The sequence below is a fragment of the Enterococcus sp. C74 genome (assembly GCF_040887125.1).
In the GTDB taxonomy this organism is placed as follows: Bacteria; Bacillota; Bacilli; order Lactobacillales; family Enterococcaceae; genus Enterococcus_B; species Enterococcus_B hirae.
Window position 1 is genome coordinate 41,874 of record NZ_JBFOFA010000001.1, and the last position, 13,898, is coordinate 55,771.

The 13,898-nt window shown below is 39.9% G+C and carries 15 protein-coding genes; 12 read left to right on the forward strand and 3 right to left on the reverse strand.

All coding sequences use genetic code 11. The features are described 5' to 3' along the window. Positions 1–10 precede the first annotated feature (10 nt). From aroB to AB3H93_RS00210, 7 genes are all read left to right on the forward strand, one after another. The gene (gene aroB / locus AB3H93_RS00180; RefSeq protein WP_010738524.1) at positions 11–1,075 is read left to right on the forward strand and encodes a 3-dehydroquinate synthase; all 1,065 of its coding nucleotides are present in this window, start codon (positions 11–13) and stop codon (positions 1,073–1,075) included. Further along, the gene (aroC, locus tag AB3H93_RS00185; protein ID WP_368019939.1) at positions 1,076–2,239 is read left to right on the forward strand and encodes a chorismate synthase; all 1,164 of its coding nucleotides are present in this window, start codon (positions 1,076–1,078) and stop codon (positions 2,237–2,239) included. Between the two features lie 12 nt (positions 2,240–2,251). Continuing rightward, on the forward strand, positions 2,252–3,331 hold the full coding sequence (locus tag AB3H93_RS00190) for a prephenate dehydrogenase (RefSeq protein ID WP_034866089.1): 1,080 nt from the start codon (positions 2,252–2,254) through the stop codon (positions 3,329–3,331). A 4-nt stretch (positions 3,332–3,335) separates the two neighbouring features. Then, complete coding sequence (gene aroA / locus AB3H93_RS00195) at positions 3,336–4,622, forward strand: 3-phosphoshikimate 1-carboxyvinyltransferase (RefSeq protein ID WP_368019941.1); 1,287 nt, start codon at positions 3,336–3,338, stop codon at positions 4,620–4,622. Further along, a complete protein-coding gene (locus AB3H93_RS00200) occupies positions 4,619–5,149 on the forward strand; it encodes a shikimate kinase (protein WP_010720175.1) in 531 nt (176 codons plus the stop codon). The genes aroA and AB3H93_RS00200 overlap by 4 nt, the downstream gene beginning before the upstream one ends. Next, on the forward strand, positions 5,121–5,966 hold the full coding sequence (gene pheA / locus AB3H93_RS00205; protein WP_034699462.1) for a prephenate dehydratase: 846 nt from the start codon (positions 5,121–5,123) through the stop codon (positions 5,964–5,966). Before AB3H93_RS00200 ends, pheA begins: the two co-directional genes overlap by 29 nt. A 116-nt stretch (positions 5,967–6,082) precedes the next feature. Then, complete coding sequence (locus tag AB3H93_RS00210; protein WP_034699465.1) at positions 6,083–6,595, forward strand: type 1 glutamine amidotransferase domain-containing protein; 513 nt, start codon at positions 6,083–6,085, stop codon at positions 6,593–6,595. Between the two features lie 288 nt (positions 6,596–6,883). Here the strand turns inward: AB3H93_RS00210 and AB3H93_RS00215 are convergent, their stop codons facing one another. Together AB3H93_RS00215 and AB3H93_RS00220 are read right to left on the reverse strand one after the other, a co-directional pair. Then, entirely contained in the window at positions 6,884–7,555 is a 672-nt protein-coding gene (locus tag AB3H93_RS00215; RefSeq protein ID WP_034699468.1) for a ClpXP adapter SpxH family protein, read from the reverse strand. Between the two features lie 117 nt (positions 7,556–7,672). Next, positions 7,673–8,248 (reverse strand): CYTH domain-containing protein, encoded by a 576-nt coding sequence (locus AB3H93_RS00220; protein ID WP_228197161.1) that lies wholly within the window; start codon positions 8,246–8,248, stop codon positions 7,673–7,675. A 130-nt stretch (positions 8,249–8,378) separates the two neighbouring features. On the opposite strand from AB3H93_RS00220, the gene AB3H93_RS00225 reads away from it, so the two are divergent. The 4 genes from AB3H93_RS00225 to mgtE are packed head-to-tail and all read left to right on the forward strand — an operon-like array spanning position 8,379 to position 12,135. Further along, positions 8,379–9,080: a GTP pyrophosphokinase family protein gene (locus AB3H93_RS00225; RefSeq protein ID WP_010720170.1), complete on the forward strand. Its 702-nt coding sequence runs from the start codon at positions 8,379–8,381 to the stop codon at positions 9,078–9,080. Further along, positions 9,058–9,855, forward strand: coding sequence for an NAD kinase (locus tag AB3H93_RS00230; RefSeq protein WP_010720169.1), 798 nt, complete (start codon positions 9,058–9,060; stop codon positions 9,853–9,855). Before AB3H93_RS00225 ends, AB3H93_RS00230 begins: the two co-directional genes overlap by 23 nt. A 1-nt stretch (position 9,856) precedes the next feature. Continuing rightward, positions 9,857–10,756 carry an RluA family pseudouridine synthase gene (locus AB3H93_RS00235; RefSeq protein WP_010720168.1) on the forward strand — a complete coding sequence of 300 codons (900 nt, stop codon included), beginning with the start codon at positions 9,857–9,859 and terminating at the stop codon, positions 10,754–10,756. Positions 10,757–10,773: 17 nt separating this feature from the next. Further along, entirely contained in the window at positions 10,774–12,135 is a 1,362-nt protein-coding gene (gene mgtE, locus AB3H93_RS00240; RefSeq protein WP_010720167.1) for a magnesium transporter, read from the forward strand. 104 nt (positions 12,136–12,239) lie between these two features. On the opposite strand, the gene AB3H93_RS00245 is transcribed toward mgtE, so the two are convergent. Next, a complete protein-coding gene (locus tag AB3H93_RS00245; RefSeq protein ID WP_010720166.1) occupies positions 12,240–12,878 on the reverse strand; it encodes a copper homeostasis protein CutC in 639 nt (212 codons plus the stop codon). A 140-nt stretch (positions 12,879–13,018) separates the two neighbouring features. Between AB3H93_RS00245 and AB3H93_RS00250 the strand changes: the two genes are divergently transcribed. Beyond that, positions 13,019–13,876, forward strand: coding sequence for a methyltransferase domain-containing protein (locus AB3H93_RS00250; RefSeq protein WP_368019942.1), 858 nt, complete (start codon positions 13,019–13,021; stop codon positions 13,874–13,876). Positions 13,877–13,898 lie beyond the last annotated feature (22 nt).

Here is a 13,898-nt window from a genome sequence, read left to right on the forward strand (position 1 = left end):
AGAAACACGGATGTTAGAAGTTGTCTTACCCGAAAAAAGCTATGAGATCATCATCCAGCGAAACGCACTAGATCAAGTCGCAGATTGGCTTTCCGGTTTATGGCAAGAAAAGAAAATTGCGATCATTAGTGATGAAAATGTCTTTCCGCTTTATGGTCAAAAGATACAACAACAATTAGCCGATCGGTATGAGGTTGTGAATTATGTTATTCCGGCTGGCGAAGAAAGTAAATCACTGTCGATGGCTGCTAAATTATATGATTTTCTAGCCACTGAACAATTGACGAGAAGTGATGGCATTATTGCTCTAGGTGGCGGTGTTGTAGGCGATTTAGCTGGTTTTGTGGCATCAACTTACATGAGAGGAATTTCTTTTGTACAGATTCCTACCTCCTTATTGGCACAAGTAGACTCAAGCATAGGTGGCAAAACAGCAGTCAATGCACCAAACGCCAAAAATATGATTGGCACATTTGCACAGCCAGACGGTGTGTTGATTGATCCAGAAACGCTGACGACATTACCAGTAAAAAGGATCCAAGAAGGAATTGCAGAAATCATCAAGTGTGGTGCGATCAAGGATGAAAGTCTTTGGAGAGAGTTAGCTCGTTTTATTGATGTAGCTGATTTAGTAGCACATAGCGAGCTAGTGATCGAAAAAGCTTTACGTGTAAAAAAAGAAGTGGTAGAAGAAGATCAATTTGATCAAGGCAGTCGTTTGTTCCTCAACTTTGGTCACACGATCGGACACGCTATCGAGCAAACAGCAGGATATGGACAGATTAGTCATGGAGAAGCAGTGGCGATCGGCATGGTACAAATCAGTCGGAATGCTGAAAAAAGGAAAGAAACACCTGAAGGAACGACGCAACAACTTATCAAGATGATCCAAAAGTATCAGTTGCCCATTTCTTACGAACCATGGGATGAACAGGCGTTGTTCCAGGCGATCACTCATGATAAAAAAGCCCGGGGAAAACAGTTGAAAATTATTTTATTAGAAAAAATCGGTCAGGCAAAAATCCAATCGATCCCAATCGAAGCAATCAAAAATTATTTAGAAGAAGGTGAGTAAATGCGTTACTTAACAGCAGGAGAATCACATGGGCCTAATTTGACAGCGATTATTGAAGGAGTTCCAGCAGGCTTAACCTTATCGATTGAGGCAATCAATCAAGAATTAGCTAGACGACAAGGTGGTTATGGTCGAGGTGGGCGCATGAAGATTGAAAAAGATCAAGTGACAATCACATCGGGTATTCGTCACGGCAAAACATTAGGCTCACCGATCACAGTGACTGTCACGAACAAAGATTGGAAGAACTGGCAAACGGTGATGTCAGTTACTCCAGTTTCTGAAAAAGAAGAAAATCTACGACGAGTGGCTAAACCAAGACCAGGTCATGCCGATTTAGTTGGTGGTATGAAGTATCAACACCATGATCTTAGAAATGTATTAGAGCGTTCTTCCGCAAGAGAAACGACGATGCGAGTAGCAATCGGGGCACTAGCAAAACAGATTTTAGCTGCTTTAGATATAGAGATTGCTAGTCATGTAGCGATCCTTGGAGGAATCAAAGCGAATGTGCCAGAGAATTTGACCGTGACAGAAATCAAAGAAAAGACGACTATTTCCGAAGTGAACATGGTAGATCTAATGATTGAAGAGGAAGTAAAAGCCTTGATCGATGCTACTAAAAAAGCAGGAGACACTTTGGGAGGTGTAGTGGAAGTTCGGGTCGAAAATGTGCCAGCAGGGTTAGGGAGCTATGTACAGTGGGATAAAAAATTAGACGGTAAGTTAGCTCAAGCGATGTTAAGCATCAATGCTTTTAAGGGAGTCGAATTTGGAATTGGGTTTGAAGCTGCTTCGTTACCAGGATCACAGGTGATGGATGAAATCACTTGGGACGAAAGCGGCTATCACCGAGCAAGTAATCATTTAGGTGGCTTTGAAGGTGGAATGACCAACGGAGAACAGATTATTGTTCGGGGCGTGATGAAACCAATTCCTACTTTATATAAACCTCTCATGAGCGTGAACATCGATACTAAAGAACCTTATAAAGCTAGTGTGGAACGTTCCGATAGTACGGCAGTTCCAGCAGCTTCAGTCGTCGCAGAGCATGTGATTGCGACCACTCTTGTTCGCGAGATACTTGAGCATTTTCCAGCAGATAATATGCAAGAATTAAAAAAAGCCGTTGCAAATCACCGCCAAATGACCAAAGAATTCTAATCGGAGGTAGCGATGAAAAAAAAGGTGTTTGTCATAGGATTGGGTCTGATTGGCGCTTCCTTATGCCGAGCGATCAAAGGGTCAGCAATTACCCTTTATGGCTGGGATCATTCAGAAGAAACAAGAGAAATAGCGGAAAAAACACAGTTAGTCGATCAGGTTGTCACAGGGATCGAGGCAGCTAGTCAAATGGATGTGATTATCCTTGCCGTTCCAGTTCAAGTCAGCTTGGAGTATCTCAACTGTTTGGCGACACTTCCCTTGAAAGAAACAGTATTAGTAAGTGATACCGGAAGTACGAAAGCGACGATAATGGCGCTAGCGAAGCAACTCCCATTTGATTTTATTGGTGGGCATCCGATGGCTGGTTCACATAAATCAGGAGTAAAAGCAGGCAATCCGTATTTATTTGAAGAAGCGTATTATATCGTAACGGATGACTGTCAAAGTGAACGTACAGAAGAACTGATCGCTTTACTACGTCCTACTCGAGCAAAATTTGTTCGCTTAACTGCCAAAGATCACGATGAAATCGTTGGGGTGCTAAGTCATTTGCCACATATTGTCGCTTCAGGATTAGTACAAATCAGTGAGCAGCTGAATCAAAAATATCCACGTGCCTCACAATTAGCTGCTGGCGGATTTCGGGATATCACACGGATTGCTTCATCAGATCCCCAAATGTGGACGGATATTTTAATGACGAACCAAGAAATGATGATTCAGTTGATGGAAGACTGGCAAGGCGCAATGGAAACGTTAAAACAGGAACTGATTGATCAAAACCAATCGGCAATTCAAGAGTTCTTTGTGCAGGCAAAACAAACACGGGATCAGTTGCCCCGGAAAAAACAAGGGGCGATTCCAGCTTTTTATGATTTATATGTCGATATTCCCGATATCGCTGGTGCTGTCGCAAAAGTTACTAACGTACTAAGTCAGGCAAATCTTTCCATTATTAATTTGAGCATCCAAGAAACAAGAGAAGATATTTTTGGTGTGTTAGAGTTGTCTTTTAAAAATCAAGCGGATTTACTTAAAGGACAGAAGCTGATCGAAGCCGAAAAATTTCATTGTTGGATAAGGAGTTGAAGTCATGAAACTATTGACAGCTAAAAATGGGATCAATGGAGAATTAGTGATTCCTGCTGATAAATCGATTTCCCATCGCAGCATCATGTTTGGTGCGATCAGCAAAGGAACTACGATCGTCAACAATTTTTTAAAAGCTGAAGATTGTTTAAGTACGATTGCAGTTTTTAAGCAATTAGGGGTACGTATTACCGAAAAAAATGAACAAATCATGATTGAAGGAAAAGGATTTGAAGGATTAACAGCACCATTTTCCAGGCTAGATGCAGGAAATTCTGGCACAACGATGCGCTTAGTATTAGGAATTTTAGCAGGCTGTCCATTTACTTCTGAGATTGCAGGGGATGCTTCTTTGAATCGCCGTCCGATGGAACGTGTGATGAAGCCATTGCGTGAGATGGGTGCTGATTTACAAGGAACGGCCGAAGCTGAATTTCCTCCACTAAAAGTAACTGGAAATACATTGCACGGGATCGAGTATCACATGCCCATTGCTAGTGCGCAAGTGAAGTCTGCTATCCTTTTTGCAGCTTTACAAGCCGAAGGAACCACTAAAATCATCGAGAAAGAACAGTCAAGGAACCATACAGAAGAGATGATCAAACAATTCGGTGGGAAGATCCAAGTGGAAGGAAAAGAAATTATAGTTGCTGGACCACAACAGTTGATCGGACAAGAAGTCACTGTCCCAGGGGATATTTCTTCGGCTGCGTTTTATCTCGTCGCAGCAAGTATTTTAGCAAACAGTGAAGTCCTCTTAAAACAAGTAGGAATCAATCCGACACGGACAGGGATTCTCGATGTGTTGACGCAAATGGGTGCTAATATTGAAGAAAGACAGTTGGATGAGCAAAATCAAGCAGCAGATTTGATTGTCCGTTCTGCGCAACTCCATGCTTGTGAGATCCAAGGAGAAATCATCCCACGCTTGATTGATGAGTTACCGATCATTGCATTAGCTGCTACTCAAGCAACAGGCACAACCATCATTCGTGATGCTCAGGAATTAAAAGTCAAAGAAACGAATCGGATTGATGCAACTGCGGAAGAATTAACGAAAATGGGTGCGAACATTGAACCGACAGAAGATGGTTTGATTATTCACGGACCAACACCTTTACATGGAGCGACAGTGGATAGCCATGGGGACCATCGAATTGGGATGATGTTACAAATCGCCGCTTTACTAACCGCAGAACCTGTCGAATTACTCAATCCTGAAGCAGTCAATATTTCATATCCTGAATTTTTTACGGATCTAGCCAAATTGGTTCAGGAGGACCCATCATGACGTCACTTGTATTGATCGGTTTTATGGGCGCTGGTAAGACGACGATCAGTAAGAAACTAGCGGCTCGATTGGATCAACCAGTCATCGATATGGATGACTATTTAGTTCAACAATTAGGCTGTTCCATTGAGCAATACTTTGCTACCTTCGGAGAAGCCGCGTTTCGCGACCACGAAACCGCTCTTTTAAAAACAATTTTACAAAAAAAGGCAGTGATCGCTACTGGTGGCGGGGTTGTCTTACAGAAAGAAAATCAGGAACTATTAAAACAGCAACAAGTCATTTATTTAAAAGGAGAAGCCGATATCTTGATCGAACGGATACGACAAGATCAAACAAATATTCGACCGTTAGCGTTAAAGAATAGTGACACAAAACTACGTGAGATCATGTGGGAACGGGAAAAAATATACAAAAGTTTAGCAAAAATCACGATAGATACGTCTAAGAAATCGCCAGACGAAATTATCACAGAAATCATAAAGTGGGTAGAAAATAATGATGAAAATTGGGTATCTAGGTCCTAAAGGTTCCTTTACTTATAGTGCAGCCACACGTTATTTCAAACAAGGTACTTTTCTTTCTTATGATTCCTTGATTGATTTGATCGATGCACAATTAGAAAAAGAGATTACTTATGCAATGGTGCCAATCGAAAATACGATTGAAGGTTCTGTTTTGCCAACACTTGATCATGTGTATGAGACATTACCTTCTATTCAAGGAGAAATCGTTCTGCCGATCCGACAACAATTGATGGTCCATCCGACCCAACAAGCCAACTGGCGAAATATCACAAAGATTTGTAGTCATCCGCAAGCATTAGCCCAATCACAACTTTTTCTACGGGCAAATTTTCCAAAGGTCGAGATTGAACAAGTAGGTTCCACTGCCCAAGGAGCCCAGCAAGTAGCAACCCATCCAGAAGAATGTCTAGGTGCGATCGGCTCCAAAGAAGCTGCAAACGAATTTGGGTTGACCATCGTGCAATCAGATATCCAGTCCATTGCAACTAATGAGACCCGTTTTTGGGTTCTAAGTGCCGCGCCTGTTGATGCAAAATTACAAAAAAACAGTCATAAAGCGACATTCTTTGTGGATTTGCCAGAAAATAAACCTGGGGCGCTTTATCAAGTTCTTTCGGTCTTTGCTAATAATCAAGTGAATTTAACAAAAATCGAATCACGCCCACAAAAAACGCGGTTAGGCGAATACTTTTTTGTTATCGATGTTGCTATCGATGACAAGATCGACAAGGTGAATGAGCTGATTGAAGTGCTAAAAGAGCAAGGCTATCCTACGCATTTGGTTGGTTGTTATCCGGTTTATCACATCGATGAATGACTAAAAGAAACAAGATGGACGGAGGCAAAAACCGATCTTTAGTCCAAACAGATGATTTGCACACTTGAATAAATTCCTTTAGGCTTGAATTAAGCGATAAGAAAGGAAGAGAACAAATGGCAAAAAAAGTTGCAGCAATCGTTACAGATTTAGTTGAAGATGTGGAACTAACGTCACCGAAAGAAGCACTAGAAAAAGCTGGACATACAGTGACTTTGATTGGGTTTGAAGGAAATCAAACAATCAAAGGAAAAAAAGGCGCAGAATTCACAGTCGAACAAAGTATTGCAGATGTTTCTCCTGAAGACTTCGATGCGCTATTGATACCAGGGGGATTTTCACCGGATCAATTACGAGCAGATCAACGATTCGTTGATTTTGTTTCTTACTTTTTAAAAAATGATCAACCGTTATTTGCAATTTGTCACGGTCCACAATTATTTATTCAAACAGGTTTAACTGAAGGACGGACAATGACAGCTTATGATACGGTACGTCCAGATATCGAATATGCCGGTGCCGTCGTGAAGGATGAGCCAGTGGTAATTGATCGAGGCTTGATTACTAGCCGAAATCCTGATGATATTCCAGCATTTAACGAAGCAATCGTTGAAGCACTAGGAAGCTAATTTGAAAAGTTTAGTCCTAAACATTAAAAAAGCAGTCGTATCGGTCGAAAATGGCATCAGCTATTTTCTGAAGGATGCGATTGCTTTTTGTCGTTTTTCGAAAAACTCTTTCTTATTTCTTGATGCTACACACTTTTATCTCAACCTCAGACGATGCGATGCTATTAGTCCATGTTGGTAAAGATTCCCATATTTTTCTACAAGCACCAAATAACCGTTTTTCGAATACTTAGCGATCTAAGTACTTGAAAAACGGTTAGTTAGTGAAACGAATGGTTCTTGACATGATTAGTTAGAGAGTAAATATAAATGGCTACTTCCTGGTTGTAAGCGAGAATCATTTGTATGTAAATGTTCACCATCAAAAATTTGATAAGAATCATTTTTAGTCTTACAAAGTTCTTTTATTTTTCGGACTGTATTTGTACCTTCAATTAAGACACCAAAGTCTTGTTCACAGGAGTAGTTATACACTACAGCAGAAGGATGTTTGGTGATGCCCATTTCTCGAGCAATTTTTTGATCAGAGAAAAAAACTTCTTTAACAAACTCGGATTGACGATCTTCTTTGAACATCTCGATATCGCCGCCGACTTCTGCAAAAAGTGATTCAGCAAGTTCTGGAGAATACGGTACTTTATTACAACCTACAGCTTCTTGCATTTTGATCAAAAATTGACGTCCTTTTTTCTTACCTTGAAACTGTGCCGCTTTACAGTCTAACGCAGCAGAATAGGTAGTTGAAAATAAGTGGTTACGCGTAACGAGGTCGTTTTGAGAAATTCCGTTACGTTGCATGACATCCCCAATTGTCTGCAAATTAACTAAAGGCAGAAAACGAAATTGCATCTTTTCTTTGGATGTTTTTCCGTACTCTTCTTCAATAAATTGTAATAACTGTTGTTCTAGTGTAAAACAATGTTTCCCCAAAGGATTAACAAATAAATAAATTTCGATCATATGAATCTCCCCCAAAATAGATTCTATACAACTCGTGAATTCTTTTATTCACAACGTATAACTTAACAGAAAAATGATAAAAAATGAACTCAAGTGCCTTGTGAAAATGATAGAACTTTAATTTTTCGCTGCTAGCATCCGTTGAATTTTATTTTTAGCTGGTCGATAAGGGAAAGAATGTCTTTCCAAAAACGCTAAAAAGGCAGATTTACCAAGAGTAGCATCAGATACTTCTAACTCCAGTTCAAAATCATGTAATTGTTCTCCAAAACTTTCATCAATCGCTAAAAGACCTTCCTCAATGTGAAATTCCGCACGTTTGGTAGTAATGTCTCCAATTTTGCCCAATTCATCCGAAGGAACAGCTAATTCTAACAATTTTTGAAAAACAGCACCCTGACGTGGCAAATGACGTTGCTCAATGAAAGAGAGTGCTTCCTCTTTGCTTAAAGTATCAGTGGTTTCAAGTTTTCCTTCTTTTGCAGGTGTTTTTAGCGTATATTCTGCCCGATCTTCAAGTAATCGGATGCGTAATCCACAATTTTTTTGTGCTAATTGTCCATCTGGTGTATCAAAATAGATATTCGTTTGAACCGTAAAATCTTCTGGTTTTAGTTGATAATACTGGATCAATTGATTATATTCTTGTTGCGTCAGCATGGACTTGTATTCAATTTCTAACATTTCAGACATAATGATCGCCCCTTTCATTCATTCTGCCTAATTTTTCCTTTTTGGTCAATACAAAAAGCCGAGAGGTACAAAAAAACTTCATTTATATGTTAAAATAGAAAAGAATGTTAACGAAGTAGAGGGATCAGCGATGGAACGAGATTGGGAAGAGTTTTTAGCACCGTATGAACAAACAGTATCAGAATTAAAAGTAAAGTTACGCGGGATCCGTAAGCAATTCAGAGAACAAAACCGACATGTTCCGATTGAGTTTGTTACTGGACGAGTCAAACCAGTCGATAGCATTGTGACAAAATCACAGCTGCGTCATATTCCGATGAGCCGTTTAGAAGAAGAAATGTCTGATATTGCTGGATTACGAATCATGTGTCAGTTTGTAGAAGATATCCACCAAGTAGTAGATATCATTCGTAAAAGAAAAGATATGAAAGTGATTCAAGAAAGAGATTATATTACAAATAAAAAAGCCAGTGGGTATCGTTCGTATCATTTAGTGATTGAGTATCCTGTTCAGTTGATCAGTGGCGAAAAGAAAATTTTAGCTGAAATTCAAATCCGGACGTTAGCTATGAACTTTTGGGCGACAATCGAACACTCATTGAACTATAAATATCAAGGCGTGTTTCCTGAAGAAATGAGTGAAAGACTCCAACGTGCGGCAGAAGCGGCTTATCAATTGGACGAAGAAATGTCCAATATTCGGGAAGAAATCCAAGAAGCTCAACGTCTATTTTCCCATGGAAGAGGAAAACGAGATGACGTTTACTATCGTACCGTATTAAATCGAGAGAAAAAAGAGGAGGTCACGGATGAAAGTAGCGATCGTTCATAACCAAGAAGCGAAAACAATTGAAGTTACCGAACGATTGAAAGCTCTTTTGACACAATCGGCTATTCAAATCGACGGACAACGCCCCGATTTAGTGATTTCCGTAGGTGGCGATGGGACGTTATTGTCCGCTTTTCACAAGTATAGCCATCTATTAAATGAAGTTCGTTTTTTAGGGGTCCATACAGGGCACTTAGGTTTTTATACGGATTGGCGTGACTATGAATTGGAAGAATTAGTCAATAGCTTACAGACCAATCAAGAACAAAGTGTAAGTTATCCTTTGCTCGATATAAAGATCAGTTATTTAGATGATAAGCCGGCAAAACATTTCTTGGCTTTGAATGAATCCACGATTAAACGATCAAATCGGACGATGGTTGCCGATGTATATATCAAAAATGAATTGTTTGAAAGTTTCAGAGGGGACGGATTGGCTGTGTCTACGCCAACAGGTTCAACCGCTTATAATAAAAGTATCGGCGGGGCAGTTATTCATCCGAGTATCAATGCCTTTCAGTTAACTGAAATTGCTTCATTAAATAATCGAGTCTTTCGTACACTCGGTTCGCCTATGGTCATCGCACAAGACGAATGGCTGGAAATCAAATTAGAAAATACAGAGGATTATCTTGTTACAGTCGACCAATTGGATATTAAGGAATCGAATATTCGTTCCATCTATTATCGCATTGCAAAAGAGCGAATTCATTTTGCTTCTTATCGCCATATGCATTTTTGGCATCGTGTAAAAGATTCCTTTATTGGTGAGGGATAACATGGAATTTGTGTGGACGTATGAAAAAAATCATCCGCAGCAGATAAAATATTTTTTAAAAGAAAAAGGAATTTCTAAAGGTTTGTTAGCGAAAATCAAATTTCAAGGTGGCGAGATCAAAGTAAATGGTCAAACTGAAAATGTCTTGTTTTCTCTATCGTACAATGATAAGGTAACGATTGTCATTCCAGCAGAAGGCGAACATGAAACGGTGCTTTTAGATGAAACACCGATCGAGATCGTTTACGAAGATGAACATCTTTTAGTTGTGAATAAACCAGCTGGCGTCTCTTCGATTCCAGCACAATATCATCCAAACTATACGATGGCTAATCGAGTAAAAGCTTATTACAAACGACAAGGTTACGAAAATCAAGTCATTCATGTGGTGACAAGACTAGATCGGGATACTTCTGGGTTGATGTTGTTTGCCAAACATGGCTTTGCTCATGCAAAGTTAGATGTACAGCTTCGAGAAAAACGATTTGTGAAGAAATACCAAGCACTTGTGAGTGGCGAAATAACTAAATTGGCACCCCACGGCTGGATTGACCTTCCAATTGCGAGAGACCAATCTTCTTTACTGAAACGGATGGTTTCGACAGCTGGGCGAAGCGCACAAACCGAATATTGGTTAACGAAAAACACCGCAGAGGTTGCTTTGGTAGATATCCAACTGCATACGGGGAGAACCCATCAAATCAGAGTTCATTTTTCAGAAATTGGCTGTGCGCTATTAGGAGATGAAATGTATGGTGGGCGTATGGATCTTGGAATAGCAAGACAAGCTTTACATTGTTACGACCTGCGTTTTGATCATCCTTTTACACAGGAACGATTGGAATTTAAACAGCCTTTGGCTAAAGATATGGCGACTGTTCTCCAGCATTTTGAAAGTTAGGGTGAGGTGAGATAGAGTTGGATGAAAATCAAGAACTAGAGGAACGATTTGCCCAGTTACTACAGGATTTAAGAGAAAATAACCTACAGGAATTTAGAAATAGTTTCCTGGAAATGCATATTTACGAGCAGGGGCAATTCTATCAATCTCTGAACGAAGAGGATCGTCAACTGATCTATTCCTACTTATCTCCTAAAGAATTGGCAGATATGTTTGATGTGATTGAAGAAGACAATGAATATATGAAAGAGTATTTAGCTGAAATGCGTCCGAGTTATGCTGCAGAAATGCTTTCAGAGATGTATACCGATAATGCGGTAGATTTGCTAAATACCTTAGATAAAAAACAAGTCGCTAAATATTTAAGTTTAATGACTACTGACGATGCTAGTGAAATCAAAGAGTTATTACACTATGAAGATGAAACAGCTGGCGCGATCATGACGACAGAATTTGTTTCGATCGTGGCGAATCAAACGGTTCGTTCTGCGATGTATGTCTTAAAAAACGAAGCAGATGTAGCTGAAACCATTTACTATATCTATGTCGTCAATCAAGAAGAACAATTGGTTGGAGTTATTTCATTGCGGGATTTGATCGTTAATGATGATGATGCAATGATCTCTGACTTGATGAGCGAACGTGTGTTATCCGTCCATGTGGGAGATGACCAAGAAGATGTCGCGCAAACCTTTCGTGATTATGACTTTCTAGCATTACCCGTAACAGATTACGATGACCATCTACTGGGGATCGTAACAGTTGATGATATTATTGATGTTATTGATGATGAGGCTGCAAGTGATTACTCTGGTTTGGCAGGGGTCAATGTTGAGGAAATCAATGAAAATCCCGTGAAGTCAGCTGCTAGACGTCTTCCTTGGTTGATCACCTTATTATTTTTAGGGATGTCTACGGCTTCGTTGATCAGCCATTACGAAGAACTGGTGAGTGAAGCAAGTATTTTAGCCGTCTTCATTTCGTTGATCACCGGAACTGCGGGGAATGCTGGCACCCAATCATTGGCGGTTGCAGTTCGCCGTTTGGCTGTTTCTGACGACAAAGATGCTGGTTTTGTCCGTTTGATTCTAGCTGAAGTACTCACAGGACTTGTGACAGGGGCAATCACTGGCTTGACGATCTTTTTGATTGTAGGAATTTGGAAGCATAACTTTATTTTAGGCTTTGTGATTGGGATTGCCATGTTATTTGCGATTACTGTAGCCAACTTGGCAGGAAGCTTGATTCCGATGTTGATGGATCGCTTAGGGTTTGATCCTGCCGTGGCTAGTGGTCCTTTTATTACCACCTTGAGTGATTTGACTAGTGTCTTGATCTATTTCAACATCGCTTCATTGTTTATGGGGTATTTTATGTAGCCATTCCTTTTGAGATGGTGCAACAAGTCTGTGATAAAAATAAAAAACGTAAGGAGCAAAGTAAGCAACTTGCTTCTTACGTTTTTATTATTACTAGAAAAAATTTAGTCGAATGAAACGATTTTTGTTCCATGAACTTCATTCACGCCTAGTTCTTTGGCAACATGTTCTGCATTTTTGTAATCGATCTTGCCACCAGGTAGGATGATCAGACGTCCGTCAGCATAAGCAATCAATTTTTTTAAATGGTCAAAATTGGCTTCAATTGGTGCGTTCGCATCTCCACCATGAGTTAAAATACGGTCTACACCGTGTTCAACCAGCCAATCAATTGCTTCAAATTGCCGTTCTTGCGGGATACAATCAAAAGCCATGTGGAACGTGATTTGTAGACCTTCTGAGGTTTCGATCAATAATTCCATTGCCTCTTCATCAATCCAATTTGAAGGAGTCAAACAGCCTATAACTACGCCATCTGTACCTAATTTCTTTGCTTCGATTAAATCAGTATGCATGATTTTTAATTCAATATCATTGTAGACAAAATCGCCACCTCGTGGTCGGATAATTGTCATTACAGGTACTTCTTTTTCATTGGCATAGCTTAAAACTTCTTCGATTACTCCGGTGCTAGGTGTGGTTCCGCCAGCAGCTAAGTTATCGCATAATTCGATCCGGTTCGCTCCCTTAGCAATTGCTAGAGGAATGGAAGTATAATTTTCTGCACAAAATTCTTTGATCATTTGCCTGCTCCTTTATCATTCGCCTTCTTCTTCTAAAATTGTACCATATTTTTTGTAGTTGCTAAAGTTTTCTTCTAACGGTAAGATGAAAAGGGAATAAAGCAATATTCAACGATTAAAACAAGAAATGAGCAAAAAAAATGTTAAAAAAAATTGATCAAGGTCGCCAATTTTTAAAGGGAAATCAACAGTTGTTCCGATGCCCACTTTGCCATGCTGGAGTAGCAGTCACTGAGAACGGTTTGGTTTGTCATCAGAACCATCGCTTCGACTTATCCAAAAAAGGCACGCTTTACTTTTTATCTCATGGGGTAAAAACGGAATATGATCAGAGTATGTTTGATCCCAGACGTAGAATGATCCAAGCAGGGATGTATCAGCCAGTGATCGACTTGTTAGCACAACAAGTATCGCAGGGATCAGAGGTCTTAGATGTTGGCTGTGGCGAAGGAAGCTTTTTAAATGAATTAGCACGACTGCAACCATTGAAAAAGGCCGTAGGTTTTGATCTTTCTAAAGAAGGTGTTTATGCGGCTACTTCTCAGCCGGTCGAGGCGTTTTGGTGTGTAGCAGATTTAACCAATCTTCCTTTTGAAGACCAAACATTTACTACGATTCTAAATATTTTTTCGCCTTCTCACTATAAAGAATTTCAACGTGTGCTAACCGATGATGGGGAAGTCTTGAAAATCGTTCCGCAACAAGATTATTTAAAAGAATTACGCCAAGCGTTTTATCCAGACCAGCCTGAGAAACAACAGTATTCAAATGAACGAGTGGTGGCTAAGTTTGCGGAGTCCCTAGAATTGACTGAACGTCGGCGTGTTACTTACGAATTTGATATCCCAGAAAAAAATCGGCAAGATTTGTTAGCGATGTCTCCGCTCGAATGGCAAGTCAGTCAAGACGTCAAAGAGCGTGTGTACCAGAATCCTTTGAAAAAGATTACAATTGACGTAGAATTATTAAAAGGAAATAAGAGAAAACGATTGCAATGAAATTATTCATTTCTAAAGGTTG

Excerpts from the sequence above, each read along its gene's own strand:
- aroB (WP_010738524.1), top strand. The coding sequence starts at position 11 with ATGTTAGAAGTTGTCTTACCCGAAAAAAGCTATGAGATCATCATCCAG.
- aroC (WP_368019939.1), top strand. The coding sequence starts at position 1,076 with ATGCGTTACTTAACAGCAGGAGAATCACATGGGCCTAATTTGACAGCG.
- AB3H93_RS00190 (WP_034866089.1), top strand. The coding sequence starts at position 2,252 with ATGAAAAAAAAGGTGTTTGTCATAGGATTGGGTCTGATTGGCGCTTCC.
- aroA (WP_368019941.1), top strand. The coding sequence starts at position 3,336 with ATGAAACTATTGACAGCTAAAAATGGGATCAATGGAGAATTAGTGATT.
- AB3H93_RS00200 (WP_010720175.1), top strand. The coding sequence starts at position 4,619 with ATGACGTCACTTGTATTGATCGGTTTTATGGGCGCTGGTAAGACGACG.
- pheA (WP_034699462.1), top strand. The coding sequence starts at position 5,121 with ATGATGAAAATTGGGTATCTAGGTCCTAAAGGTTCCTTTACTTATAGT.
- AB3H93_RS00210 (WP_034699465.1), top strand. The coding sequence starts at position 6,083 with ATGGCAAAAAAAGTTGCAGCAATCGTTACAGATTTAGTTGAAGATGTG.
- AB3H93_RS00215 (WP_034699468.1), bottom strand. The coding sequence starts at position 7,555 with ATGATCGAAATTTATTTATTTGTTAATCCTTTGGGGAAACATTGTTTT.
- AB3H93_RS00220 (WP_228197161.1), bottom strand. The coding sequence starts at position 8,248 with ATGTCTGAAATGTTAGAAATTGAATACAAGTCCATGCTGACGCAACAA.
- AB3H93_RS00225 (WP_010720170.1), top strand. The coding sequence starts at position 8,379 with ATGGAACGAGATTGGGAAGAGTTTTTAGCACCGTATGAACAAACAGTA.
- AB3H93_RS00230 (WP_010720169.1), top strand. The coding sequence starts at position 9,058 with ATGAAAGTAGCGATCGTTCATAACCAAGAAGCGAAAACAATTGAAGTT.
- AB3H93_RS00235 (WP_010720168.1), top strand. The coding sequence starts at position 9,857 with ATGGAATTTGTGTGGACGTATGAAAAAAATCATCCGCAGCAGATAAAA.
- AB3H93_RS00245 (WP_010720166.1), bottom strand. The coding sequence starts at position 12,878 with ATGATCAAAGAATTTTGTGCAGAAAATTATACTTCCATTCCTCTAGCA.
- AB3H93_RS00250 (WP_368019942.1), top strand. The coding sequence starts at position 13,019 with ATGTTAAAAAAAATTGATCAAGGTCGCCAATTTTTAAAGGGAAATCAA.